The following is a 25,571-nucleotide window of genomic DNA, read 5'->3' on the forward strand; positions in this document are numbered from 1 at the left end:
TGCTCAGCCGTTCCAGGTCGTCAGTCGTTCCGCCGTCCTCGTCGCCGTCTCCCGCGCCCACCGCCCACTCGTCACCACCCCCAGGACCAGCACGGCGAGACCGCAGCCCGCGATGATCCACCAGCCGGGGCGGCTCGCCGCCGTGAACTCCTTCGCGTACGAGGAGGACGTCACGCCCGACGCCAGCACCGCTCCGATCACCGCCACGCCGAGCGTCGTGCCCACCTGGCGGCTGGTGGAGGCGACCGCCGCGGCCACGCCCGCCCGGGCGCGCGGCATCCCGGAGACCGCCGTGTTGGTGATCGGCGCGTTCACGAAGCCGAAGCCCACGCCGAAGAGGACGTAACCGGTCAGGCGCGTGCTGTCGGACGCCGCCGCGTCGAACGCGGCGAACAGGACACCCGACGCCGTCATCGTCACGCCCGCGATCAGCAGCGGGATCCGCGGTCCCCGGCCGCCCACCAGACGGCCCGACAGCGGCCCGCAGATCAGGGCCATCGCCGCGATCGGCAGCATCCACAGGCCGGCGTGCAGCGCGTCGAGGCCCAGGACGTCCTGGAGGTGGAGCGTCGAGAGGAAGAGGAAACCGCTGAGTGCGGCGAAGGCGCAGACCGCGATGACCGTCGCCCCGCTGAACGGCGCCGAGCGGAAGAAGCGCAGCTCGATCAGGGGCTCGGCGCGGCGCGGCTCGTACCGCAGCAGTCCGGCGAGGCCCAGCGCGGCCACTCCCGCAAAGGACAGGATCAGCGGGGACGTCCAGCCGGCCCGCGGCGCCTCGATGATCGCGTACGTCAGCGCGCCGAGCAGCACGATCACGAGGAGCTGCCCCACCGGGTCCGCGCGGCGCGGCTTCGGGGCGCGGGACTCGGGGACGTGGCGGAGGGTGAGGACGAGCGCCGCGAGGCCCACCGGCAGGTTGACCAGGAAGATCGAGCGCCAGCCGACGGAGTCCACCAGTACCCCGCCGACCAGCGGGCCCGCCGCGAGCGAGATGCCCGATACGCCGCCCCAGACGCCGATCGCGCGGGCCCGTTCGCGCGGGTCGGTGAATGTGTTGGTGATGATCGACATCGCGACCGGGTTGAGCATCGAGCCGCCGACGGCCTGCACCATGCGGAAAACGACGAGGAGTTCGAGGCTGGAGGCGAGCGAGCAGAGGGCCGAGCCGAGCGTGAAGATCACCAGCCCCGCCACGAAGATCTTGCGGCGGCCGATCCGGTCGGCGGTCGACCCCGCGAGCATGAGGAGCGAGGCGAGGACGAGCGTGTACGCGTCGACCGTCCACTGCATGCCCGAGACGCTCGTGTCGAACTCCCGCTGGAGGGTGGGCAGCGCGACGTTCAGGACCGTGTTGTCGAGGGTGACGATCAGGAGGCTCGTACAGCAGATCGCGAGGACGAGCATCCGCCGGCGGTGGTTGAGTTCATCGGGCATCTTTCGACGGTAGTGCGGTGCGGCGGCTCGTCGGCGGACCGAACTACCGTGAGCGCCCCGCTCAGGCCATCCCCCGCGGCAGCCGCAGACTCAGCCCCGCCAGCCCGGCCAGCCCCGCCATCTGCACCCCCAGCGCGCACACGAACGCGTCCCGCATGCCCAGGTCCGGCACCAGCGACAGGAAGAGCGAGCCGACCGTCGCCACGCCCAGGGCCAGGCACGACTGCTGCACGGTCGCGGCGAGACCGCTGCCCGCGCCCGCCCGCGCGGCGGGTACGGCCGAGAGCGCGATCCGGTAGTACAGGGCCAGCTGGGCGCCCTGCCCGAGGCCGCACAGGAGCAGCCCGGGGGCGAGAGCGAGCGGACTCAGGGAGGACCACAGCACCGGCAGGGCCAGCACCATCAGGCCCCCGGCGTGCACCAGAGCCGCGCGCGTCATCGCTCGCGTCCCCCAGCGCCGCACCAGCCACGGCACCAGCATGGACGCCGGAATCTGCGTCAGCCCCATCGGGATCACGGTCAGGCCCGCCTTCAACGCCCCGTAACGCAAGCCCTGTTGGAGGACGATCGCGAAACCGAACATGAAGCCGCTGAAACCGACGAAGATCGGCAGGCCCAGGACCAGGCTCCTGCGTACGGCGGGCTCGCGCAGCAGTGACGGGGGCAGCAGCGGGCTGCCGCCGGTACGTTCGGCGCGGCCCTCCACCGCACCGAACGCCCAGCCGAGCAGCGGCGCCGCGACCAGCAGGAGCACGGACCACGGCGGCCAGCCCGTCGTGCGCCCCTCCGTCAGCGGCAGCAGGAGCGCGGTCAGCGCGCCGGCGAACAGGACGGTGCCGAGGACATCGCCCCGCGCGGGCCGCTCGGCGCGGCTGTCGGGCACCGCGCGCGCCCCGACGAGCAGGGCCGCGGCCGCGACCGGCACGTTGACGAGGAAAACCGCCCGCCAGCCGGTGCCGACCGGGTCGGCGGCGACGAGCGCGCCGCCGAGTGCCTGGCCGAGCAGGCCCGCGATGCCGCTCACCGCGCCGTACAGGGCGACGGCCCGCGCCCGGCGCTCGCCCCGCGTCGTCGCGTGCAGCGTGCCGAGGACCTGCGGCAGCATCAGTGCGGACGCGGCCCCCTGCGCCACCCGCGCCCCGACCAGCCACCACGCGCCGGGCGCCAGCCCGCAGGCCAGCGAGGTCACGCCGAAGGCGGCGACGCCCCACAGGAAGAGCTTCCTGCGTCCGTACGTGTCGCCGAGCCGGCCGCCGAGCACGAGCAGCACGGCGTACGCCACCGCGTACCCCGCCACGACCATCTCCAGCGTGGCGGGGGAGGCGTGCAGGTCGCGCTCGATGCTGGGCAGGGCGACGTTGACGATGAAGAAGTCGATGCTGGAGAGAGAGGCGCCGAGGAGGAGGGTGAGCAGGCCGAGGGCGGTGAGGGGCGATGCGGAGCGGGCGGGGGCGAGGGGAGGGGCCGTGGAAGTCACGGGTAAGAGAGTGATCCGGTTCCGCAGGGGGGTACCAGAGTCTCCTTATCCTGGTAGCAGGCGTACCTGGAAACAGGCTGCGGTATGGGTCAGTCTTAAACGGTGACTATTACATCGGGTACGCCGGGCAGTCCGGGCGCATCGGGGACCCCGGCATCGCGGACCTCGGCGTCGGGGACCCCAGGTGCTGCCGCGGCTGGTCCCGTGGAGCCGGCCGCCGACATCCGCCGCCAGGAGCTCGCCGCATTCCTCCGCAGCCGCCGCGAGCGCGTCACGCCCGAGCAGGTGGGGCTGGTCCGCGGCGCCCGGCGCCGCACGCCGGGGCTGCGGCGCGAGGAGGTCGCGCACCTCTCCAACGTGGGCGTCACCTGGTACACGTGGCTGGAGCAGGCCCGGCCCATCAAGGTGTCCGCGCAGGTCATCGATGCGGTCGCGCGGGCGCTGCTCATGGACCCCAGCGAACGCGCGCACCTCTTCGCACTCGCCGGCGCCATCGACACGCGCCCCGAGGCGGAGCGCAACGCCCTCTCCGCCGAGGTACGCCGCCTGCTGCGCCGCCTCGCGCCCTACCCGGCCACCGTGCAGAACGGCCGCTACGACGTCCTCGCGCACAACCGCTCCTGGACCCACGTCTTCGGGGACTTCGACGCGATGGAACCGCGCGACCGCAACTGTCTGTGGCTCCTCGCCACCAGCGAGAGCTGGCGGGAGACCTTCCTCGACCGGGACGAGATGCTGCGCGACCTCGTCGCGAAGTTCCGGGGCTCCATGGCCGAGCACGGCGCCGAGCCCGCGTGGAAGGAGCTGCGCGACCGGCTCGTCGGGGCGTCCGCGGAGTTCCGCGACCTGTGGGAGCGGCACGAGGTGGCGACGATGACGCCGCACGTGAAGCGCTACCGGCACCCGAAGGTCGGCCTGCTCCGCCTGGAGCACCGGATGCTGTGGACGGCCCCGCTGGTGCAGGCGTACCGCCTGATCGCGTACGTACCCGCCGACGACGCGACCGAGGAGCGGCTGGAACGGCTGGCGGAGCTGTCGGCGGAGGGGGACGGGACCGCCGTCGTCGCCGGGTGAAACGGGCGGTCCGCGCGTGAGGGACAATGGAGGGTCCCGTCGTCCGTCCCGGAGATCATCGATGCCGTCCCTGCCGCAGCCCCTGTCGATCGGCCCGCACACCGTGCAGCCGCCCGTTGTGCTCGCCCCCATGGCGGGCATCACGAACGCGCCGTTCCGAACGCTGTGCCGGGAGTTCAGCGGCGGCAAGGGCCTCTTCGTCAGCGAGATGATCACCACGCGCGCCCTGGTCGAGCGCAACGAGAAGACGATGCAGCTGATCCACTTCGACGAGACGGAGAAGCCCCGCTCGATCCAGCTGTACGGCGTCGACCCGGCGACCGTCGGCAAGGCCGTCCGCATGATCGCGGAAGAGGGCTTGGCCGACCACATCGACCTGAACTTCGGCTGCCCCGTCCCCAAGGTCACCCGCAAGGGCGGCGGCTCCGCGCTCCCGTACAAGCGCCCCCTGCTGCGCGCGATCCTCCGCGAGGCCGTCAGCGGCGCCGGGGACCTGCCCGTCACGATGAAGATGCGCAAGGGCATCAACGACGAGCACATCACCTTCCTGGACGCGGGCCGCATCGCGGTCGAGGAGGGCGTCACGGCCATCGCCCTGCACGGCAGGACGGCCGCCCAGCACTACGGCGGCACCGCCGACTGGGACGCCATCGCACGCCTCAAGGAGCACGTCCCCGAGATCCCCGTGCTCGGCAACGGCGACATCTGGTCGGCGGCCGACGCGGTCCGCATGATGAACGAGACGGGCTGCGACGGCGTCGTCGTGGGCCGCGGCTGCCTGGGCCGGCCCTGGCTCTTCGGCGACCTGGTCGCCGCCTTCGAGGGCACGGGCGCACCCAAGGCGCCGACCCTGCGCGAGGTCTCCACCGTGATGCTGCGCCACGCGACGCTGCTCGGCGAGTGGATCGGCGACGAGGCGCGGGGCGTCATCGACTTCCGCAAGCACGTGGCCTGGTACCTGAAGGGCTTCGCGGTCGGCTCGGAGATGCGCAAGCGTCTCGCGATCACCTCCTCGCTCGCCGAGCTGGAGGACGGACTCGGCGAGCTGGACCTGGACCAGCCCTGGCCCGCCGGTGCCGACGGCCCCCGTGGACGTACCTCCGGGAACAACCGCGTGGTGCTGCCGGACGGCTGGCTGAAGGACCCGTACGACTGCGCGGGCATCAGCGAGGAAGCGGAACTGGACACGTCGGGCGGCTGAACACCCCCCGTCGGCGGGCTACTTGAGCGCCACCGTCACCTGAGGGTCACCGTCACGGGAAGCTCCTTGATCCCGTTGACGAAGTTGGACCGAACGCGCCGCACCTCACCCGCGACGCGGATGTCCGCGAGCCGCGGCAGCAGCTCCTCGAACATGACCCGCATCTCCAGGCGGGCCAGCGAGTTGCCGAGGCAGAAGTGCGGGCTGCCCTTGCCGAAGGTGACGTGGTCGTTGTTCTCGCGGGTGACGTCGAAGCGGTACGGATCCGGGAAGACGTCCTCGTCGCGGTTGCCGGAGGCGAACCACATGACGACCTTGTCGCCCGCCCTGATCAGCTTCCCGCCGAGCTCGACGTCGCGGGTCGCCGTCCGCCGGAAGTGGTAGACGGGCGAGGCCCACCGCAGACACTCCTCGACGGCGTCCGGTAGGAGCGAGGGATCGCGGACGAGCCGCTCCCGCTCCCGCGGATGCTCGATGAGCGCGAGCATGGAGTGCGAGATGGCGTGCCGGGTGGTCTCGTTCCCGGCGACGACGAGCAGCAGGAAGTAGTTGTCGAAGTCGGTGGCGGAGAGCGGTACGCCGTCCCTGGGTGAGCTGTTCACCAGCGCCGTTACGAGGTCGTCGCCGCTGCCGCCCCGCCGCAGGGCAGCCAACTCCCGCCCGTACGCGAAGACTTCGAGGGACGCGGGCGACCTGAAGGGCAGATTGCGGTACTGCCCGCTCTCCTCGCTCTCCAGCAGCACGTCCGCGTAGTCGGGGTCGGTGTTCCCGATGATGCGGTTGCCCCAGTCGATGAGCTGCCGCGTGTCGCCTTCGGGGACGTCGAGCATGCGGGCGAGCACGTTGATGGGGAAGTCGGCGGACACTTCCCGTACGAAGTCGAACGTGCCTTTGGTCAGGGCGGTGTCGAGCGTACGGGCGGTCAGGCCCCGCAGGAACGTCTCGTACGTCGCGACGGCGCGCGGCGTGAACCGCTTCTGCAGGATGAGCCGCATCGCCCGGTGCCGCAGCCCGTCGGTTTCGAGGAGCGACCGGCGCAACGCGATGTAGTCGTCGTCCACCTCCTCCAGGTTGGTGAACATCTCGGAGGTGAAGGTCTCGGGGTCGCGGTCGACCCGCACGATGTCGGCGTGCCGGGTGACCGCCCAGAAACCGGAGTTGGGCGGCGGCTCGGGCTGCCAGTGGACGGGGTCCTCACGGCGCAGTACGTCGAACATCCGCCAGGGCAGCTCGCGGTCGGTGAACCGGTCGTTGTCGGCGAGGTCGACATCGGCGAGAGGGAGGGGCGGGGTGTCCGTGCGCATGGGGGTGCTCCCTTTCGGACTCGGCGATTCGGGACTCGGCGGACGGGGCGCCGGCCGGGGGCGCCTCCCCCGGGGCAGGGGCCCGGCCCGGCGATCAGATGAGAAACGCGTACTCCCCGAACTCCCAGTCCGTGACGCTCTGTTGATACCGCTCGACCTCGTTGCGCTTGTACGTGAGGAACGCGCGGGTGAAGTCCTCGCCGAGGAGCCCGGTGAGCGCCGCGTCGGCCTCCAGGGCGTCGAGGGCTTCGGGGAGCGTGCCGGGGAGGCGGGGCGCGGCGGACTCGTCGTATCCGTACCCCTCCAGCGGGGCGGGTGGTTCGGCCCGGTCGCGGAGGCCGAGCAGGACGGCGGCGACGGTCCCCGCCACGAGGAGGTAGGGGTTGGCGGACGCGTCACCGAGGCGCAGCTCCAGGCGGGTTCCGGCGCCGCGCTCGGGCGGGATGCGGACCATGGCGCTGCGGTTGTCGAGTCCCCAGTCGATCAGCCAGGGGGCGAGGGTGTCGGGCCCGAAGCGCTTGTAGGAGTTGACGGTCGGGTTGAGCAGGGCGGCGAGCGCGGGGGCGTGCCGCAGGACGCCGCCCACGGCGTGCCGGGCGGTGGCGGAGAGCCCGCCCTCGGCCCGCGGATCGTCGAAGACGTTCCGCCCGCCGCCGTCGACGAGCGACAGGTGCACGTGGAACCCGGACCCGCCGAGGCCGTTGAACGGCTTGGCCATGAAGGTCGCGAGACGCCCCTCGTGGCGGGCGGTCTCCTTGACGGCGGCCTTGAAGAAGAAGGCGCGGTCGGCGGCGTCCAGGGCGTCGGAGTGATCGAGATTGATCTCGAACTGCCCGCCGTCGAACTCGTGATTGCCGGCGATGACGCCGATGCCGAGCGCCTCCAACTGCCGCAGGGTGTGCAGCAGATGGCCGTCCGGGTCGCCGCGCCGCCCGGCGCTGTACACGTTCCCGGTGGCACCGCCGTACGGCGTCCAGCCGGACGCGGCACCGGGGGAGGCGTCACACAGGAAGTACTCCAGCTCGGGGCCGACGACGGGGGAGAGACCGCCACCGCCCGCGTACTCGCCGATGCGGGCGAGCACCCGGCGCAGCACGGCGCGCGGCGACTCCGGGGTCGGTTCGCCGGTGAGGGGGTCGCGGGTGTCGCCGAGGCACCAGGCGACGCCCGGCTCCCAGGGCAGCGGCTTCAGGGTGTCCAGGTCGGGGTGGACGCAGACGTCGGGCAGTCCCGCGTCGAGTCCGCCCGCGACCGGGACGACGTCGCCGCGGGGGGTGGTGTGGTAGACGGCCCGGCAGAAGGAGAGGCCGTGTCCGCAGGCGCTCGGCAGGTGCCCGACGAGGACGTCGCGGCCGCGGTCGGCGCCGATGAGGTCGGGGTAGACGACGCGGACCACGTCCGTGTGGTTCGCGCGCAGTGCCTCGACGGTCCCGGCGATGTCTGGTGCGCTCGCTTCACTCACCCGTGGCCAGCCTCTCTGCGGGGTGGAGCGGGACGGTGTCGCCAACATGTTGTTTGACCTCAAACGGTATGGCGGGGCGTGGGGTTGTGCAAGAGGCCGCGCAGGGGCGGGCGCCGGGCCGGGCCGGTGCGGTGGAAGGTGGGGTCGCCGGGCCGGTTCCGTGCGGAGGAGGGGGCGGCCTCCCGTGACATCCCGGCGGCCCCGGCGTAACGTACGGGCCCAAACGAAGAGTGAAGGGGCCTGGTCATGACCGGAGTTCGAGGATTCCTTCCGCCCAAGAGCGCGACCGGACGGTCCGCCATCGTGCCCGCTCCGCCCTGGCACTACTCCGGCGACCTCCTCACCGTCGAGTACCGCACCGACCCGGCCCGGGTTCGCGAACTCCTGCCCGAGCCCTTGGAGCCGGCCCCCGACGACCCCGGCGCCGTCGCCCTCATCTGGGCCGACTGGCAGTCCTGCGGCGCCGACACGGCGGAGCTCCTCGACCCCGTCCGCGCCCAGTACAAGGAGTGCTTCGCGGTCGTCCGCTGCGCCTATCGCGGCCGCACCCACTCCCGCTGCGTCTACATCTGGGTCGACAAGGACTTCGCCATCGCCCGCGGCAACCACCAGGGCTACCCGAAGAAGCTCGGCTCCATCCACCTCACCCGCCCCCACCCCTACGGTCCCGCTCCCCGCATCGCGCCCGGCGCGGTCTTCGGCGCCACGCTCGCCGCCGCCGACCGGCGCCTCGCCCAGGCGGTGGTGACCCTGCGCGAACCCTCCGAGACCAACGGCTTCGTCAACGCCCACCCCATGGCCCACCACCGCCAGCTCCCCGCCATCGACGGCAAGGGCCTGGCCCTCGACGAGCTGATCGTCTCGGGCGCCGCGGCCTTCGAGGGCGGCCAGGCGTGGCGGGGTGACGCCGACCTCACCCTCTTCGAGGCGCCCACGGAGGAGCTGGCCGCGCTGACGGTCGACGAGCCGATCGGCGCGTACTACCGGCAGGTGGGGGTCACGTGGAACGGCGGGACGCTGCTGGAGCGGGGGCTCTAGGCGGAGGGGGCGCCCCTTCCGGGCGGCTATCCGCCCGCCTTCGAGCCGATGTCCGCGTACGCCGCCGGGCTCGTCGCCCGCAGCCACAGCCCCCACCCGCAGCCCGCCGCGGCGGCGGCGAGGATGAGTCCCGGCAGGATCCACCGCAGCGGATTGTCCGACGAAACCCCCAGCTGGACGCTGAAGTTGGTGAGGGCGAGCCAGAAGACGACGGCGAGCGCTGCGCCCGAGAGGAGCGGCGCGACCACCCGGTGCCACAGCGGCTCGGTCAGCTCGGGCCGGCGCGCGAAGTACGCGACGACGGACGCCGAGGTGGCGAACAGGAGCAGGATCACGCCGAGCGCGCCGAGGTTGGTCAGCCAGGTGAAGACGTCGGCCACGGGGTCCCGTCCGGTCAGGGCGAAGACCCCGATGACGGCGGTGGTGATCGCGGTCTGCAGGAGCGAGCCGCGGTGCGGCGAGGCATGCCGCGGATGCAGCACCCCGAGCCCGCGCGGCAGGACGCCCTCCCTGCCGAGCGAACGGGCGTACCGGGCAACGGCGTTGTGGAAGGAGAGCAGCGCCGCGAGCAGGCTGGTGATCAGGAAGAACTGGGCGAAGTCGGAGAAGACCGCGCCGAGACTGGAGTCGCCGAGCGAGAACATCATCTGCGGCCCCTGCTCGGCGGCGACCCGCGTCGCCCGCCCCGCCCCCGCGCCCGTCACCATCGCCCAGGCCGTGGCGGCGTAGAAGACGCCGATGAGGCCGACGGCGATGTACGTGGCGCGCGCCACGGTCCGGCGCGGATCCCGGCACTCCTCGCTGTACAGCGCGGCCGACTCGAAGCCCATGTACGCCGCGAACACGCAGCACAGCGCGACGCCGAGCGAGCCGTCCGTGGCGGCGCCCCAGGTGAGCGGCGCGGTCGAGACGCCCTCGGGGGCGTGGGCGAACTGGCCGATGTCGAAGACGAGCACCGTGCCGAACTCCAGGACGAGCAGCACGGCGAGGACCCGTACGCCCACGTCGACCCGGCGGTAGCCGAGCGTCCCGACGACCGCCGTGCAGGCGAGCACGAGGACCCACCAGGGGATGTCCACTCCCGTCCGGGCGTCGATGAACTCCGCGGTGGTGGCGCCGAAGAGGCCCGCGATGCCGATCTGCATGGCGTTGTACGAGAGGAGCGCGACGAAGGCCGCGCCGACGCCCGGGACGCGGCCGAGACCGCGCGCGGTGTACGCGTAGAACGCCCCGGCGCCCGTGATGTGGCGGCTCATCGCCGCGTATCCGGCGCTGAAGAGCGCGAGTACGACGGCGGTCAGGAGGTAGAGCAGCGGTATCCCGAGGATGCCCGTGACGCCGAGGGACTGGGGCACACCGCCCGCGGCGACGGTGAGCGGCGCGGACGCGGCGACCACGACGAAGACGATGCCCGCGACACCGATGCGGCGTTCGGGGACAGTGGGAGAGGCAGGCGTGGTGGGGGGAGTGGGTGTGGCGGGGGAGTCGAGGGCCATGCCGAACTCCGGTGGGAGGTGGGCGCATCCGGCGAGGACGCGTTATCGTTTGAGCCCGTACGAAATTCGAGTGGCGCCGATGGTACGGAGGCGTATGCACCGCGGCAAGAGGGGGACACGGACGTGACGGGCGATCGCACCATTCACGAGACCGAGAAGGCGGTCAGGGCCAAGCTCGGCGGCACACCCGTCGCGTACGAGCAGATGGCCGCGGTGTCGAACATCTACCGGGCGGCCGCGGCCGTCCGCCAGCACTTCGAGAACTCCGTCCTGCGCGGCGCCGACCTGACGTGGACGTCGTTCGTCGTGCTCTATGTGGTCTGGATCTGGGGCGAGATGGAGACGCGGTACGTCGCCGAGGAGGCCGGCATCTCCAAGGGCACGCTGACGGGCGTGGCCCGCACGCTCATGGGCCGGGGCCTGCTCGAACGCCGCGGTCACCCCGACGACGGCAGGCTCGTCCTGCTCCGCCTCACGGACGACGGCGAGCGCCTGATGGGGGAGGTCTTCCCCGCCTTCAACGCCGAAGAGGCCTTCGTCACGGAGGGGTTGACGGACACGGAGTGCGAGACGCTCGCTGACCTGCTCCGCAAGATCGTCGTGCGGACGGAGGAGAAGGGCGACGACCGCAGGCAGGACCTCCTGAACGGCGCACCCCCGCCCCCCCGCCGCAGCGGCCGCAAGACCAAGCCCGTCGTCTGACCCACGACCGACGCCCGGGGCGGCAACCCGTCCGGCCGCGGTGCGCGCCCGGCGCGGTACTCGCCCAACCGCAGCACTCACCTGGACGCATGGGTCCGGTGTGTGCGCGGGCGGTCGGAAATTCCGGTCGCGCGGTGGCGTCGATGGGGTAGCCTGTCCGGGATTTCGCGCGGCAGGTCCTCTGCCGCCCCACTCGGCGCGCTCGGCGTCGACACGCACCGCGTGCCCTGCCCGGAAGGAGGCGAGAGACATGGACCGTGCCGAATGCGTTGTGGCCATAGTTGCCTCCGGACGTGTGCCCTCCCTCCTCTGCGGCGCGCGGTAACTCTTCCCCCTCCTTCTTTCTTGTCCTCGCCATCTTCTTGAGATGCCGCGTGACGAGATGTCCTGGCCTGCGTGGTTCGTCGCCGCGCGGGCCGCGGGGGCGCGTGCCCGAAGACGGGCCCTTCTTTTGCTGGTCACCGTGGTCTCGGCACACTCCGCCTCACGCCCGGCAAGAGCGCCGCCGTGAGTGACACGCAGCTGGTGAGGCAGGCCCCGGGTGCTGTCCGCGGTGCCCGCTGCCCCACCGCCCTGCCGTGTCCCCGTGCTGCGTACACCGGCCCGTCGTCACCACTGCGACCGTCCCCGGCCGGCTGTCTCGACAGCACTTGACACGAAACGTGCGTGATCTCCATGAGCAGGAAACGTCCCCAAGGGAAATCCCTCCCGTCCGCCCCTTCCACGGCCACCGGCCGCTCCCCGGACCGCGAGGTGCCCGCCGCTGCTCCGGCACCGGATCCGAAGCGCTGGTGGGCGCTGGCCGTCATCGCCCTCGCTCAGCTGATGGTGATCCTTGACGGCACCGTCGTGAACATCGCGCTGCCCTCCGCCCAGCACGCCCTCGACATGTCGGACGCCGACCGGCAGTGGGTGATCACCGCCTACACGCTGGCCTTCGGCGGGCTGCTGCTGCTCGGCGGCCGGATCGCCGATCTGGTGGGCCGCAAGCGCACCTTCGTCCTCGGCCTGGCCGGGTTCGCCACGGCCTCCGCGCTGGGTGGCGCGGCGGCCGGTCCCGGGATGCTGTTCGCGGCGCGGGCCCTGCAAGGTGCGTTTGCCGCGGTCCTGGCGCCCTCGGCCCTGTCGCTGCTGACGACGACGTTCACCGACCCCAAGGAGCGGGCCAGGGCGTTCGGGGTCTACGGCGCGCTGGCCGGCGGCGGCAGCGCGGTCGGGCTGATCGTGGGCGGTCTGCTGACCGAGTACCTGAACTGGCGCTGGTCCCTGTACGTCAACGTGCCCCTCGCGCTGGCCGCCCTTCTCGGCGCACCGGCCTTCCTGCGCGACCGATCCGGCCGCCGGAGCGGGCACCTGGACGTGCCGGGCGCGCTCCTTGGCTGCGGCGGGCTCGTCGCCCTCGTGTACGGCTTCGGCGAGGCCGAACCTCGCGGCTGGACCAGCCCGTCGGTGCTCACACTGCTCGTGGCCGGCGTGCTCCTGCTCGCCGCCTTCGTGTGGTGGCAGAGCCGCGCGGCGAGCCCGCTGCTGCCGCTGCGCATCGTCAAGGACCGCGTCCGGGCCGGATCGCTCGCGACGATGGCCTTGGCCACCATCGGCATGTTCGGTGTCTTCCTGTTCCTGACGTACTACCTGCAGGCCGTCCTCGGCTACCCGCCGGTGCGGACGGGCCTGGCCTTCGTGCCGATCTCGGCCGGGATCGTCATCGGCGCGACCCGGATCGCGGCCCGCCTGCTGCCCCGCACGGCGCCGAGCACCTTGATGTCGTCCGGCATGGTGCTGGCCGCTGTCGGCATGGTGCTGCTCAGCCGCCTGACCGTGCACGCGCAGTACGTCCCGCACGTACTGCCCGCCCTGCTGCTGCTCGGGCTGGGCATGGGCCTGACCTTCATGCCGGCCTACGCGACCGCCACCGCCGGCGTGCCCGCGCAGGACGCCGGTGTGGCCTCGGCCGTCCTCAACACCGTTCAGCAGATGGGCGCTTCGCTGGGCACCGTACTGCTCAACACCATCGCCACGGGCGCCACCAGCCGTTACGTCGACTCGCACGCGCACGATCCGGCCCATGGCGGCGCGCTCGTCAACGAAGGCGTGGTGCACGGCTTCTCCGTCGCCTACCGGTGCTCGGCGGGCGTCCTGCTGCTCGCCGCCCTGGTAGCGGGCCTCACCGTACGGCGCAAGACGCCGGAGCACGCCGGAAACGACGCACCGGCCTAGCGGGCCGGGGGCGTGTCCTGTCCCGCCACCGTCCATCTCACCCCTCGAAGGATCCTCCGTGAAACCCCTGACCGAGCACGCCATCCGTACCTCGTTCGTCAACTGCTCGAAGGGCGAGGCCAAACGCCTTCCCTTGCCCAAGAACCTGACGGACCTCGACCACTGGGACGACCTGGACTTCCTGGGCTGGTTCGATCTGTCCGCGCCCGATCGCACCTATCTCGTCGTCGAACGCGCCGATGAACTCGTCGGCCTGTCCCTGCGCTCCGTTTCCGGCAACCGCGGCTTCCTGCGCCGCAGCCTGTGCTCGCTGTGCCTGACCACGCATCCCGGCAGCGGTGTCTCCCTCATGACCGCACCCAAGGCAGGCCCGGCCGGCCGCCGAGGCAACTCGGTGGGCCTCTACATCTGCGCCGACCTGGACTGCTCGTTGTACGTGCGGGGCAGGAAGAAGGCGGCGCCGGGCGGGCGCATGGAGGAGTCCCTCACTGTCGAGCAGCAGATCGAGCGCCTGCGCGGCCATCTCGACGCGTTCGTGGAGCGGGTCCTCCACTGAGGCCGACAGGGGCTCGACGGCCGTCGCCGCCGAGCCCCGGCGGCTGTGGTGCGCCCGCAAGAACCCGCCGCGATGTTCCCGTACCTGCCGGGTGGGCGCCTCACCCCGCCGCAGCCCTCACCCCCGCCTCCCACTCCATGGCCGCCCGCACCAACCCTCCGAACAACCCCTGCTGCCCCGCGTCCACCGCCGCCGTGTCCTCCGGATGCCACTGGACCGAGGCGAACCAGCCTCTGGCGTCCGGCAGTTCGAGGGCCTCGACCGTGCCGTCGACCGCCCACGCCGAGGGGGTGAGGCCCCGGCCGGGGAGGTCCACGCACTGGTGGTGGTAGCAGGACACATCCGTCCTCGTGGCGCCGAGCGCACGCGCCACCGTGGAGCCCGCGGCCACCTGCACCGGGTGCACCTTGTGGCGGTGCTCCGATTCGGGGCCGCCCATGTCCTGCCGCAGCGTCCCGCCGAGCGCGACGTTGACCACCTGCATGCCTCGGCAGACCGCCAGCGTCGGGAGCCCGCGGGACAGCGCGCGGCGGGCGAGCGCGAGGTCGAAGTCGTCCTGCGCGTCGTCGACGTCGTACACGGCGCCGTGGACCTCGGCCTCGGCCGCGTACCGCCAGGGGGCGACGTCCCCGCCGCCGGGGAGCAGCAGCCCGGCGCAGCGCGCGAGCCGGTCGGCCGCCTCGTCCGGCGGGCCGGGATGCATCATGAACGGCTCGCCGCCCGCGCGGAACACGGCGTCGGCGAGGGCGCGCGCGGTGACGACGGCGGCGTAGCGCAGGGCGGAGGTCGTCGCGGCGTACCGCTGGGGGAGGGCGATGAGGGGCCGGGCGGGCGAGAGCCGGGGCATCGGCATGGCTTACTTTCGGAAGCGGGCCTATCGTTTGGGTTCAAACAATATCTCAACGTCCCGCCCCCTACGAGGGGTTGACCCCGCCCCGCGCCCTCCCTAATGTTGTTTGGGTTCAAACGAACTGGAGGCAGAGATGACTCCTCCCACCCCCGCACCGGCGGGGAACCCGCCGCACACGGCGACCGTCGCCGACGTGCCCGTCGACACCCGCCACTGGATCGACGGCGCCCGAGTCACCTCCCCCGCCACCTTCACCGACCACTCGCCCATCGACGGCACCCCGCTCGCCGAGATCGCCCGCGGCACCGCCGCCGAGGCCCGCGCCGCGGTGGCCGCCGCCGACGCCGCCTTCCCCGGCTGGGCCGCCACGCCCCCGGCCGACCGCGCGGCCCTGCTGCACGCCGTCGCCGACCGCGTCGACGCCCGCGCCGAAGAGCTCGCCGCCGTCGAGACCGCAGACAACGGCGCCCTCCTCCGCTCGCACCGCCGAGGCGTCCTGCCCCGCGTCGCCCACAACTTCCGCTACTTCGCCGACCGCCTCCTCGCCCTCTCCCACGCCGACTTCGACACCCGCGGCCACACCAACCACGTCAGCTGGGACCCGGCGGGCCCCGCCGTCCTCATCACGCCGTGGAACGCCCCGCTGATGCTGTCCAGCTGGAAGATCGCCCCCGCGCTCGCCGCGGGCTCCACCGTCGTACTGAAGCCCGCCGAGTGGACCCCCCTCACCGCCTCCCTCCTCGCGGACATCACGCACGAGGCGGGGCTGCCGCCCGGGGTCCTCAACGTCGTGCAGGGGTACGGCGACGAGGCCGGCGCGCCCCTCACCGCCCACCCCGACGTGCGCCGCATCAGCTTCACCGGCTCCGTGCCCACCGCCCACCGCATCGCCACGGCCGCCGCCGCCCACCTCGTGCCGTGCAGCTTCGAGCTCGGCGGCAAGTCGCCGCTGCTCGTCCTCGCCGACGCCGACCTCGGCCTGGCCGCCGACCTCGCCGTGGAGCAGTACGACAACGCGGGCCAGATCTGCCTCGCCGCCACACGCATCCTCGTCGAGGAGTCCGTGCGCGACGCCTTCCTCGACCGCTTCCTCGACCGCGTCGCCAAGCTGACCCAGGGCGATCCGCGCGACGAGGCCACGGACATCGGGCCCAGCATCCACCCCCGGCACGTGGAACGCGTCGACGGATTCGTACGCCGCGCGCTCGCGGCGGGCGCCACCGCCGTCGTCGGCGGGGCCCGCAACACCGCGCCGGCCGGCATCCCGGCCGGCACCCCGGGCGGCCCCCTGGGCGGGAACTACTACCTCCCCACCCTCCTCACCGACGTCGACCAGGAATCCGAGATCGTCCAGGAGGAGGTCTTCGGACCCGTCCTCACCCTCCAGACCTTCCCCGACGGCGACGAGGACGAGGCGGTGCGCCTCGCCAACGGCACCCGCTTCGGGCTCGCCGCCACCCTCGCCGCCGGGGACCGCGAGCGCGCGGCGCGGATCGGCGCACGGCTCGTCGCGGGCACGGTCTGGGTCAACTGCTTCTACGTACGCGACCTCTCCGCGCCCTTCGGCGGTTCGCGCCGCTCCGGCATCGGGCGCGAGGGCGGCGACTGGTCCTTCGACTTCTACTGCGACCTGAAGAACACGGTGACCGCGCCGAAGGGGTGGACGGACCATGAGTGACACCCGCGGCGAGACCACCGCAAGGGCAGCCGGCGACACCACCGGCAGGGCCGCCGGAGACACCCCCGGCGAGATCGTCGGAGCCGGACTCCTCGCCCACGTCCCCACCATCGTGCTGCCCGAGCCCGTCCGCAGAGAGCTCAACGAGGGCCGCGAGATCAGCCTCGTCCCCGGCCTGCGCAAGCTGCGCGCCGACGTCTTCGAGACGCTCGACTACGACACCGTCGTCGTCCTCGACTCGCACTGGGCGACCACCGTCGAGTTCGTGGTCTCCGCACAGCCCCGCCGCGCCGGTCTCTTCACCTCCGAAGAACTGCCGCGCGGCATGTGCCGCATGCCGTACGACTACCCCGGCGACCCCGAACTCGCCCACTCCGTCGCCCGGTTCGCGGAGAAGCACGGCACCTGGATCACCCCGATCGACGACCCCTTCCTGCCCGTGTACTACGCCACCATCAACCTGTGGACGTACCTGGGCCACGGCCTCCCCGAGAAGAAGTGGGTCTCGATCGGGGTCTGCCAGACCGGTGACGCCGAGGACCACCTGCGGCTCGGCCGGGCGCTCGCCGACGGCATCGGCGCCCTCCCCGGACGCAGGGTCCTGCTCATCGCGTCCGGCGCCCTCTCGCACACGTTCTGGCCGCTGCGCGAGCTCCGCGCCCACGAGTCCAGCGACCCCGCCCACATCCGTACGCCCGAGGCGCGCGCCGCCGACCACGCACGCATCGACTGGCTCGAACGCGGCGACCACGCCCAAGTCCTGCGCACCATGCCGGAGTTCCTCACGCACAAGCCGGAAGCACGGTTCGGGCACTACCTCATGATGATCGGTGCCCTCGGCGAAGAACGCTGCACCGCACCCGGGCGCGCCTACAGCGCGTACGAGAACTCCATCGGCACGGGACAGGTGCACCTGTGGTTCGACCGCCCGCCCACCGGCTGGACGGGCACGGACGCCAACGCGGCTCCCGACTCCGCCACCGACCCGAGCGAGGCGACGGCATGAGGGCGACCACGACCGAGTACCGCCGCGTCCTGCTCGACGGGACCGCCGTCCAGGCCGTGCGCGAGGGCGACGAACTGGTCGCCGCCGACGGACGCCGCGTCAAGACGTCCGAGGCACACCACCTCCCGCCCGTACGCCCCTCCAAGGTGATCGCGGTGCACCTCAACCACCGCAGCCGCGTCGACGAATTCGGGGTCACGCTGCCGCCCGCGCCCACCTACTTCCACAAGCCGGTCTCCGCCCTCAACAGCCACGGCGGCGCCGTCGTACGCCCCGAAGGCTGCAAGTACCTCAACTACGAGGGTGAGATCGGCATCGTCATCGGCCGCACCTGCCGCAACGTGGCGCCGGACGAGGCCGGTGCGTACATCGCGGGCTTCACCGTCGCCAACGACTACGGCCTGCACGACTTCCGCGACACCGACGCCGGTTCGATGCTCCGCGTCAAGGGCTCCGACACGCTCTGCCCGCTCGGCCCCGGCCTCGTCACAGGCTGGGACTTCCACAGCAAATACCTCCGCACCTACGTCAACGGCGAGCTCGCGCAGGACGGTTCGACCGACGAGATGCGGTGGGACATGCACTACCTCGTCGCGGACATCGCCCGCACGATCACCCTGGAGCCGGGCGACGTCCTGCTCTCCGGGACACCCGCGGGCTCCCGCCCGGTCCGGCCCGGCGACGTCGTCGAGGTCGAGGCGGAGGGCCTCGGACGCCTCACCAACCACATCGTCACCGGCCCGACGGCCGTGCGCCCCGATGTCGGGGCCCAGCCCACCGAGTCCGAGGAGGTCCTCTCCACGGCGCTCGGCGGCGACTGGGAGTTCCGCGGCATCAGACCGCCGCGCCGCTGACCGCACTCGCCCACGACAAGCACAGCAAGGGAGTTGCATCCATGAGGGTGATCGTCGACCTGGACGTCTGCCAGGACCACGGGCAGTGCGTCTTCGCCGCGCCGGACATCTTCCGGCTCGACGACGAGGGCCGTCTCGCGTACGCGGACTCGCCCGACGAGGCGCTGCGCGCCGACGCCGAGGACGCGGCCGACGTATGCCCGCTGCAGGCCATCCGGGTCGAGGGCTGAGACATGGCGACGGCGAGCAGCACGCGGAGGCCGGGTGGCGAGACGCCCCGCGGCATCGCGGTCGTGGGCGCGTCGCTCGGCGGCCTGCGCGCGGCCGAACAGCTCCGCGCCGCCGGCTGGCACGGCCCGATCACCCTCTTCGGCGACGAGCCCCACCTCCCCTACAACCGCCCGCCGCTGTCCAAGGCCGTGCTCGCGGGCCACACGCCCGCGGCCGGCACGGAACTGCGCCGGCGACCCAGCGTCGAGGACGTCGAGTGGCGGCTCGGTTCGGCCGTCGCCGCCGCGGACCTCACGGCGCGCACGCTCACACTGACCGACGGATCGGTCCACATGTACGAGGGTCTGGTGGCCGCGACGGGGGTGCGGCCACGCAGACTCCCGATGCCCGGGGGCCCGCCCCGGCACGTCGTCCGCACGCTGGAGGACGCGGCGGCCCTGGCCGCCGGACTGGCGGCGGGCGCCCGGGTGCTAGTGATCGGATCGGGTTTCATCGGCTGCGAGGTGGCGGCCACCGCGCGCTCGGCGGGGTGCGCGGTGACCGTCGTCGCGCCGGAGTCGGAACCGATGGTGCTCGCGCTCGGCCCGCACCTGGCGCGGGCGCTGCGCCACCGCCACGAGGCGCGGGGCGTACGGTTCCTCATGGGCCGCCTGGCGACGGAACTCACCCCAGAGGGCTGTGTCCTGGACGACGGCACGGAACTACGGGCGGACCTGATCGTCGAAGCGATCGGCTCACTCCCCAACACGGAGTGGCTGGCGGCAACGCCCGGCCTGGACCTGACCGACGGCATCCTCTGCGACGCCCACCTGCGCATAGGCGGCATCCCGCACGCGGTGGCGGTCGGCGACGTCGCCCGCTTCCCGAACCCGCGCTACGGCCCCGAGCCACGCCGCGTGGAGCACTGGTCGCTCCCCGGCGAAACGGCCCGCCACGCGGCCCGCACGCTGGTCGCGGCCCTCACGGACACCCCCCGCGACCCGGCCCCCTGCGCCCCGCTCCCCTCCTTCTGGAGCGACCAGTTCACCCTGCGCCTCCAGTCCTTCGGCCAGCCCGCACTGGCCGACCGCTGCGAACTCCTGGAAGGCGACCCGAACGCCCCCGAAGGCGACCTCGTCTACGCCTACTACCAGGGCGCCCGCCTCATCGGCGTAGCCGCGCTGGGCGGCCCCTCGGCAACGGCCGCGGCAGCCCGCCACCGCCCCCACCTCATGACGCTGCCGGAGCCGGTGGCCTGACCCGGCACAGGTATGCGGAAGAGGCAGCACCTCTGGCACGGGTGCTGCCTCGTCACGTCCCCATGACGACGGTCCACAGCAGCCGGCATGCGGGCATCAGTGCCACGCTTCCGACAGGCGCCGCGTGACGACCGAGCTGAACACGCGCACGCCGCGCGTCGAGCCGGGATCGATGCCGGTGAGCTCCCGCACCCGGCGGAGGCGATAGTCCAGGGTGCGGGGGTGGACGTTGAGGGCTGCCGCCGTGGCGCCGCGGTGCATGTCGTGGCGGTAGTACGCGTCCAGCGTGACAACGAGGTCCGGACCGGGCCGCAGGCACCGGCCCATGGCGCGGAGCCATGCGTCGACGAACGGCGCGTCGGCAACGGCGAGTTCCACGAATACGTCCGACATGGTGTGCGGCCGCGGCCGAGCGGACGCCTGTCGCAGCGGCGCCGCCCTGCTGACCCGCCGGGCCAGGTCGAGGGCGTCGGCAACCTCGGACAGCGATGAGGTGACGGTGCCGGCGGCACAGGGGCGACCCAGGGCCTGGGCGAAGTCCCGTACGAGATCGGATACCGGGTCGGGCACGGAGTGCGGCTGCACGGTCTCGGCGGTACCGGACCCTGGAGACCCTGGAGACCCTGGAGACCCTGGAGACCCCGGAGATGCCGCGGGTGCGGCGGGTGCGGCGGGTGTGGCGGGTGCGGCGGGTGTGGCGGGTGTGGCGGGACGTAAGGGGATCAAGGCGATCAGCTCACCGCTCCTGCTTCCCTCGCCCGGCCACCATGTGATCGGCGCGTGGTGGGTTTTCACCAGCACCTCGATCTCGCTTTCCAGGTCGCGATCGCCGACGGGACGGTCCGGCACCCGGATCACCGTCACCGCGCAGCGCTCGGGCAGTTCTATGCCCAGGGCCGAGGCGAGTCCCGCCGATATGGGGTCTCCTTTCAGCAATGACCTCGCCAGCAAGGCAGCCTGTTCGACGTACGGAAGACGGCGTCGCAGTGCCGTCACGAATCCCTGACTGTAGGCACGGATACCGCGTTCTCCCTGCGGGGCGAACCAGTGCATCATCCGCATGAGTTCGCCGACTCCGACTCCGACTCCGACTCCGACGCCGCGCTGAGCGTCGGTCGCTTCGTTGATCTCGCGCAGCATGAGTGAGGTGTGCAGTCGCAGGACCCGCTGCCGTGCGTCCAGCGACATCCCCGCCGCGGCCCTCGACTCGCCGATCGCGGCGATGTAGCCGAGGTCGTCGTCGCTCAGTTCGTTGTTGTCCGGGGAGAGTTCGATCGTACGGCGGCGCAACCACCACGCGTACTCCAGCGTCTCGGCCCGTGCCCGGGAGTTCGTGTCCAGGAACCCGAACTCCGCGATCTCGCGCGCGTACGCCTCGACCTCCCGGCGCGCGTTGGCCGACGCCTGCCGGGCCAACTCGGCGAAAAGGCTCTCCATGGGCGCGAGCATGCCATTCCGGTCGAAGAAGCCCCAGGGGAAATCCAGACGGCATCCATCACTCCGCGCACATCGGAGACGACCACGTCTGGGGGACTTTGTCACAGTGCGCAAAATCCCTTGATCGGCGCATAACCATCGCCTGTTTTCCTTGTGGAGGCACTGCGGACCGGCATTAATGGGAACCGCGTATCGGTACGTAAATCTCTTATCTGCGCGCCACTCAATGGCGCTTGCTCAATCGGGAGGGAAACACCGATGAAAGCAGGAACGAGAAAGAGAATCGCGGCGGTGGCAGCGGTCATGGCCACGTCGACAGCACTCATGCTGAGCGCGCCGGGCAGCGGTTCGGCCGCTCCCGCCGCCGCTCCCAGCCTCCGCGCGTTCGGGATCACAGGTGACGGCACCCAGATGGCGACGTTCACCACCGACCGGCCGAATGTGCTCGACTGGGTCAGGGACATCGTCGGCCTCAGTGGCGACACGGCTCTGATCGGCATCGACTTCCGGGTGCAGAACGGCCTGATGTACGGCGTCGGCGACAAGGGCGGCATCTACACGATCAAGACCCCGCCCGCCACCCCCGACGTCGTGATCACCAAGGTGTCCCAGCTCCAGTACTCGCTGCACGGCACGAACTTCGGCGTCGACTTCAACCCGGCCGCCGACCGGCTGCGCGTGGTCAGCGACAACGGCCAGAACCTGCGGCACAACCTCAACGACCACACGACCGTCCAGGACCTGAACCTCACGACCCCGCCGGTCGAGGGCACGACCAAAGGCGTCTCCGCCGCCGCCTACACGAACAACGACCTCAACGGGGCCACCGGGACCACGCTGTTCGACATCAACACGGCCGGCGACCAGATCGTCATCCAGTCGCCGGCCAACAACGGCACGCTGGCACCGACCGGCAGCCTCGGCACAGACGCGCAGACCAACGCGGGCCTGGACATCTTCAGCAGCCCGTCGGGCGGCAAGACGGCCGGCAACACCGCCTTCGCCACTCTCACGGCCTCCGGCGCCACGAGGCCCTCCCTCTACAGCATCAACCTCTTCACCGGCGAGGCCACGCCCGTGTCCGACGCCCTCGGGTCCAGGTTCCCCCTGAACATCACGGACCTGGCCATCTCCCTCACCGGCAGCTGAGCCCCTCCCGCGGGTCACTCGCTCGCCGCGGGCCCGGCTGCTCCCGGACCGTGGCGAGCTCCGCTCGTCAGCCGCCGCCGAAGAAGGGGCCTCTACCCCGGCCCTTGGCCGGGGCCTTCGCTGTCCGCACTGATCACCCGCCCGATCACTCCCCGCGTGCCTGCCCCGTGCCAGAACCTTGAGCACCCAACGACCGGGACGCAGGAGACCCCACTGCGCCATGCGCAAGCGCGAGGTCCCGCAGCCGGGCCGCAACGGCACCCGGCCCTCGGGCCGCGATCGCCCACAGTGCGCCGATCCGTCGGGCCGGCGCCCATGTCCCCGAGGTCGGCGACAGGAACGGGAGGACGGCAACGCCCTGGGCGGCGAACGGGGCAGGGCCGAGTGAGCCGGCGGCATCGGTCGACGTCGTCGAGGGCCGCGATGCGCGCCCGGTGCTGGTAGTCGCGGCGGGTGAACTGGATGTCGTCCAGGATGATCCAGTGGTGCACGGTCGCCACGTTTCCCTCCCTTCCACCGGTCATCGAAGCAGATGCGTGCAGTCGGTGGGACAGAAGTGGAGCGGAAGTGGAACAGCCGCTCATTCCCGTGGTGTTGGTCGTCCGGGACGCTCAAGGGGTCACCACTTCGTCGATCCCCCGGACGGTCGGAAGAATGGCACCCCTCACTGGACGTACTGGCCCTTGCAGACACCTACGGTGTCGTGCCGACGTTGCCGCAGCTTGAGACGCCGACCGCGGACGGGCCCCGGGTGGTGCCGCCGGCGCCTCGATACGCCTTGTCCGTCCGGCACTTCACCTCCGCGTCGCGGGGGGGGCACCGGCAGCACCCATGTCGTGGTGAGCGCCCGGAACGGTGGGTGAGGTCGCCGGCCGCCGGCCTGGCGCATCGGCGATGGCCTGCCGCGCCGGGCTCGTCGGACATGGCGGCGCCGACACGGCTGAGGGCTACCGCGGAGCTGCGCGCCGACCGGTGACCGGTCGGTGCGGGCCCGGTCTACCGGTTCGCGGCTTCCCGAGCGGCGATCCGGTTCGTGCGACCGACCGCGCGGCCCACGGTGTTGCGCACCGCGAGGCCCGGCCGGGTGCGGGGCACCATGAGCCTGGAGAGCAGGCCGACGCGTCGCTGCCGCGGGCCTACCTCACGGCGGAGCCGCGACTCGTAGGCGGCGAAGGCGCGGGCGTGATCACCGGGGTGGGCGGCGAGCTCTTCCGCGAGGGCGTACGCGCCCGCCATCGCCATGCTGGACCCGTCGCCCAGCAGGGCTGTCGCCGCCGCCGCGTCCCCGAGCAGTACGACCCGTCCGCGGGACCACGAGGGCACTCTGACGGTGGTCAAGGGGTCGAAGAACGGAGCCGGGTGGTCGAGGAACGCCGCCACGAGTTCCGGTGCCCGCCACCGCACGTCGGCGTAGGCGTCGGCCACGGTCTGCTTGTGAAGGGCGACGTTCTTGCGGTCGTGGGGCGCCGGCTGTGCGGCCCGGAAGGTGAAGATCGCGAGCGGGGTGGTCCGCGAGGGGTGGACGACCAGCATCCGGTTCGGCACGGTCAGCATCGTCATCTCGCTCGGGTCCTCGATGGCGTCGGGTTCCAGCGGGACGGTCGCGCCGTACAGGCCCAGGTCGCTCGCGAACTGCCGCTCGGGGCCGAACACCAGGCGCCGTACGGTGGAGTGCATCCCGTCGGCACCGACCACCAAGTCGAAGCGCCGTGGCGCGGACCGCCGGAAGGTGACGTCGACCCCGCCTTCGTCCTGGTCGAGAGCGGTGACCGTGTCGTCGAACAAGAACTCGGCCTCGGTCTGCGCCGACCGGTGGAGCACCTCGGACAGGTCAGCTCGGGTCACCTCGACCGTCGGCGCCTTGTCCGAGGTGAGCGGGAGTTGCAGGATCCGCCTGCCGTCCGGGTCGAGCAGGGTCAGCGACCGATTGCGGGTGGCGAGCCCGCGGAGCTGCGGGAGGATGCCCATGCGCTCGGCGACCGGGATCGCGGGCCCCTTCACGACGATCGCGCTGCCACCGGAGCGCAGCTGCCGGGCGTGTTCGACGACCGTCGGCCGGTAGCCATTCCGGGAGAGCCAGTGGGCGAGTGCCGGCCCTGCGATTCCGGCACCGACTATCAGCACCTCGGGCTTCTTCATGACGATGACCTCTCGGAGTGTCGATGACCAGGTCCCCGGCGAGTGCCGGCCCTGGTCTCAGGGGGCGGCGGCACGGGGCAGCACGACCGGACCAAGGTACGAAAATTTTCGTACCTCAGTGGAGCACGTCCTTCAGGTACGATGCAAGCCGTACCTGAAGGGGGTGCCGCGTGGCCGGGAGGAACCTGGTCGGCCCGGAGGCCGATGCGCTCGATCTGGGTGCGGTGTTCCGCGCCCTCGCCGACGAGCACCGTCGTTCGGTGGTGATGGAGTTGGCCGCCGACCGCAGCGACAGCGAGCGGGGCTGCAACTCGTTCAATCTTCCGATCTCGAAGCAGACCCAGACCCACCACTTCCGGGTCCTGCGCGAGGCAGGTCTCATTGACGAGATCGACTACGGCAACCGCAAGGGCATCCGACTACGACGCGCGGACATCGAGAAGAGATTCCCCGGGCTGCTCACGCTCCTGGGCGCAGAGTCCCCGGGCGGTACCGCTCCTCGCTGAACACAGCTGAGCACACCGGAAGGAGTCCGGGTCGGCCCTGAGCCGCGAGCTCGACCGGATCCAGCTCGCGCCCGGCTCGCAGGTGGCCGAGCGCGACGCGGACGCGAATGGAGCGGACACGAACGGCTCGGTGTCGGTTCGACCACCGTCCCGCGCTCGTGATCGGCGCCGAGCACTTCCGCTCTGCGCTTCCTCGCCCGTGAGTTGACCGCACGTCGTCTTGGGCACCACCACCGCCTACCGGTACTTCTACTCCGGGAAACACAAGAAGCACGGCATGAACGTGCCGGTGATCGCCGACCCGGCAGGACGGTTGCTGTGGGCCTCGCCCGCGCTGCCGCGATCTGTCCACGACATCAAGGCCGCGCGAACCCACCCTGCGACCTGACCCGGCAGCCCCACAAACGACAAAGGAAGAGGCGGCACCCCCGCACAGGGTGCCGCCTCTTCATCGTGAACCGGAACCGCCGCCGCATCGGTACTGAGGGTCGGGGACACGGCGGCGGTCCCGGGGTTTGGTTA

General features: G+C 71.9%; 22 protein-coding genes and 1 pseudogene. 14 read left to right on the forward strand and 9 right to left on the reverse strand.

Translation table 11 applies throughout. The features are described 5' to 3' along the window. Nucleotides 1–3: 3 nt before the first annotated feature. Complete coding sequence (locus AC07DO_RS02825) at nt 4–1,434, reverse strand: MFS transporter (protein WP_479056541.1); 1,431 nt, start codon at nt 1,432–1,434, stop codon at nt 4–6. 61 nt (nt 1,435–1,495) lie between these two features. Continuing rightward, a complete protein-coding gene (locus AC07DO_RS02830; RefSeq protein WP_479056542.1) occupies nt 1,496–2,911 on the reverse strand; it encodes an MFS transporter in 1,416 nt (471 codons plus the stop codon). 204 nt (nt 2,912–3,115) lie between these two features. Here AC07DO_RS02830 and AC07DO_RS02835 point away from each other — a divergent pair, with 204 nt between their 5' ends. After that, nucleotides 3,116–3,985: a helix-turn-helix transcriptional regulator gene (locus AC07DO_RS02835; protein ID WP_479056543.1), complete on the forward strand. Its 870-nt coding sequence runs from the start codon at nt 3,116–3,118 to the stop codon at nt 3,983–3,985. A 61-nt stretch (nt 3,986–4,046) separates the two neighbouring features. Next, on the forward strand, nt 4,047–5,186 hold the full coding sequence (gene dusB, locus AC07DO_RS02840; protein WP_479056545.1) for a tRNA dihydrouridine synthase DusB: 1,140 nt from the start codon (nt 4,047–4,049) through the stop codon (nt 5,184–5,186). Between the two features lie 35 nt (nt 5,187–5,221). On the opposite strand, the gene AC07DO_RS02845 is transcribed toward dusB, so the two are convergent. Together AC07DO_RS02845 and AC07DO_RS02850 are read right to left on the reverse strand one after the other, a co-directional pair. After that, complete coding sequence (locus tag AC07DO_RS02845; protein ID WP_479056546.1) at nt 5,222–6,490, reverse strand: cytochrome P450; 1,269 nt, start codon at nt 6,488–6,490, stop codon at nt 5,222–5,224. Nucleotides 6,491–6,584: 94 nt separating this feature from the next. Further along, the gene (locus AC07DO_RS02850) at nt 6,585–7,952 is read right to left on the reverse strand and encodes a glutamine synthetase family protein (protein ID WP_479056548.1); all 1,368 of its coding nucleotides are present in this window, start codon (nt 7,950–7,952) and stop codon (nt 6,585–6,587) included. A gap of 246 nt (nt 7,953–8,198) precedes the next feature. On the opposite strand from AC07DO_RS02850, the gene AC07DO_RS02855 reads away from it, so the two are divergent. Continuing rightward, a complete protein-coding gene (locus tag AC07DO_RS02855; RefSeq protein ID WP_479056549.1) occupies nt 8,199–8,990 on the forward strand; it encodes an acetoacetate decarboxylase family protein in 792 nt (263 codons plus the stop codon). Between the two features lie 26 nt (nt 8,991–9,016). On the opposite strand, the gene AC07DO_RS02860 is transcribed toward AC07DO_RS02855, so the two are convergent. Continuing rightward, complete coding sequence (locus AC07DO_RS02860; RefSeq protein WP_479056550.1) at nt 9,017–10,486, reverse strand: APC family permease; 1,470 nt, start codon at nt 10,484–10,486, stop codon at nt 9,017–9,019. 123 nt (nt 10,487–10,609) lie between these two features. On the opposite strand from AC07DO_RS02860, the gene AC07DO_RS02865 reads away from it, so the two are divergent. The 3 genes from AC07DO_RS02865 (at nt 10,610) to AC07DO_RS02875 (ending at nt 13,961) form a co-directional block, all read left to right on the forward strand. Next, a complete protein-coding gene (locus AC07DO_RS02865; RefSeq protein ID WP_479056551.1) occupies nt 10,610–11,188 on the forward strand; it encodes a MarR family winged helix-turn-helix transcriptional regulator in 579 nt (192 codons plus the stop codon). Nucleotides 11,189–11,863: 675 nt separating this feature from the next. After that, on the forward strand, nt 11,864–13,405 hold the full coding sequence (locus AC07DO_RS02870; RefSeq protein ID WP_479056552.1) for an MFS transporter: 1,542 nt from the start codon (nt 11,864–11,866) through the stop codon (nt 13,403–13,405). Nucleotides 13,406–13,463: 58 nt separating this feature from the next. After that, a complete protein-coding gene (locus AC07DO_RS02875; protein WP_479056554.1) occupies nt 13,464–13,961 on the forward strand; it encodes an FBP domain-containing protein in 498 nt (165 codons plus the stop codon). 100 nt (nt 13,962–14,061) lie between these two features. Here AC07DO_RS02875 and AC07DO_RS02880 read toward each other — a convergent pair whose 3' ends face one another. Further along, nucleotides 14,062–14,814 (reverse strand): gamma-glutamyl-gamma-aminobutyrate hydrolase family protein, encoded by a 753-nt coding sequence (locus tag AC07DO_RS02880; protein WP_479056555.1) that lies wholly within the window; start codon nt 14,812–14,814, stop codon nt 14,062–14,064. Nucleotides 14,815–14,944: 130 nt separating this feature from the next. On the opposite strand from AC07DO_RS02880, the gene AC07DO_RS02885 reads away from it, so the two are divergent. From AC07DO_RS02885 to AC07DO_RS02905, 5 genes are read left to right on the forward strand one after another with little or no spacing between them, the layout of a single operon-like run. Further along, the gene (locus tag AC07DO_RS02885; protein WP_479056556.1) at nt 14,945–16,489 is read left to right on the forward strand and encodes an aldehyde dehydrogenase; all 1,545 of its coding nucleotides are present in this window, start codon (nt 14,945–14,947) and stop codon (nt 16,487–16,489) included. Continuing rightward, the gene (locus AC07DO_RS02890; RefSeq protein WP_479056558.1) at nt 16,482–17,495 is read left to right on the forward strand and encodes a 3,4-dihydroxyphenylacetate 2,3-dioxygenase; all 1,014 of its coding nucleotides are present in this window, start codon (nt 16,482–16,484) and stop codon (nt 17,493–17,495) included. The genes AC07DO_RS02885 and AC07DO_RS02890 overlap by 8 nt, the downstream gene beginning before the upstream one ends. Beyond that, nucleotides 17,492–18,349, forward strand: a complete 858-nt coding sequence (locus tag AC07DO_RS02895) for a fumarylacetoacetate hydrolase family protein (RefSeq protein ID WP_479056559.1) — start codon at nt 17,492–17,494, stop codon at nt 18,347–18,349. Before AC07DO_RS02890 ends, AC07DO_RS02895 begins: the two co-directional genes overlap by 4 nt. Before the next feature lie 41 nt (nt 18,350–18,390). Then, nucleotides 18,391–18,579, forward strand: a complete 189-nt coding sequence (locus AC07DO_RS02900; protein WP_479056560.1) for a ferredoxin — start codon at nt 18,391–18,393, stop codon at nt 18,577–18,579. A gap of 3 nt (nt 18,580–18,582) precedes the next feature. Next, on the forward strand, nt 18,583–19,818 hold the full coding sequence (locus AC07DO_RS02905) for an NAD(P)/FAD-dependent oxidoreductase (RefSeq protein ID WP_479056562.1): 1,236 nt from the start codon (nt 18,583–18,585) through the stop codon (nt 19,816–19,818). A 96-nt stretch (nt 19,819–19,914) separates the two neighbouring features. Here the strand turns inward: AC07DO_RS02905 and AC07DO_RS02910 are convergent, their stop codons facing one another. Further along, on the reverse strand, nt 19,915–21,255 hold the full coding sequence (locus tag AC07DO_RS02910; RefSeq protein WP_479056564.1) for a PucR family transcriptional regulator: 1,341 nt from the start codon (nt 21,253–21,255) through the stop codon (nt 19,915–19,917). Nucleotides 21,256–21,356: 101 nt separating this feature from the next. Then, entirely contained in the window at nt 21,357–21,680 is a 324-nt protein-coding gene (locus AC07DO_RS02915) for a hypothetical protein (protein WP_479057554.1), read from the reverse strand. On the opposite strand from AC07DO_RS02915, the gene AC07DO_RS02920 reads away from it, so the two are divergent. Next, a complete protein-coding gene (locus AC07DO_RS02920) occupies nt 21,580–22,404 on the forward strand; it encodes a DUF4394 domain-containing protein (protein ID WP_479057505.1) in 825 nt (274 codons plus the stop codon). The genes AC07DO_RS02915 and AC07DO_RS02920 overlap by 101 nt on opposite strands. 996 nt (nt 22,405–23,400) lie before the next feature. Here AC07DO_RS02920 and AC07DO_RS02925 read toward each other — a convergent pair. After that, nucleotides 23,401–24,543, reverse strand: coding sequence for an FAD-dependent monooxygenase (locus AC07DO_RS02925; protein ID WP_479056566.1), 1,143 nt, complete (start codon nt 24,541–24,543; stop codon nt 23,401–23,403). Between the two features lie 170 nt (nt 24,544–24,713). On the opposite strand from AC07DO_RS02925, the gene AC07DO_RS02930 reads away from it, so the two are divergent. After that, entirely contained in the window at nt 24,714–25,049 is a 336-nt protein-coding gene (locus tag AC07DO_RS02930) for an ArsR/SmtB family transcription factor (RefSeq protein ID WP_479056568.1), read from the forward strand. Between the two features lie 241 nt (nt 25,050–25,290). Continuing rightward, nucleotides 25,291–25,425, forward strand: a pseudogene (locus tag AC07DO_RS02935) (transposase family protein); the annotation flags it as partial. Between the last annotated feature and the right edge of the window lie 146 nt (nt 25,426–25,571).

The sequence above is a fragment of the Streptomyces sp. NPDC045678 genome, assembly GCF_056432085.1.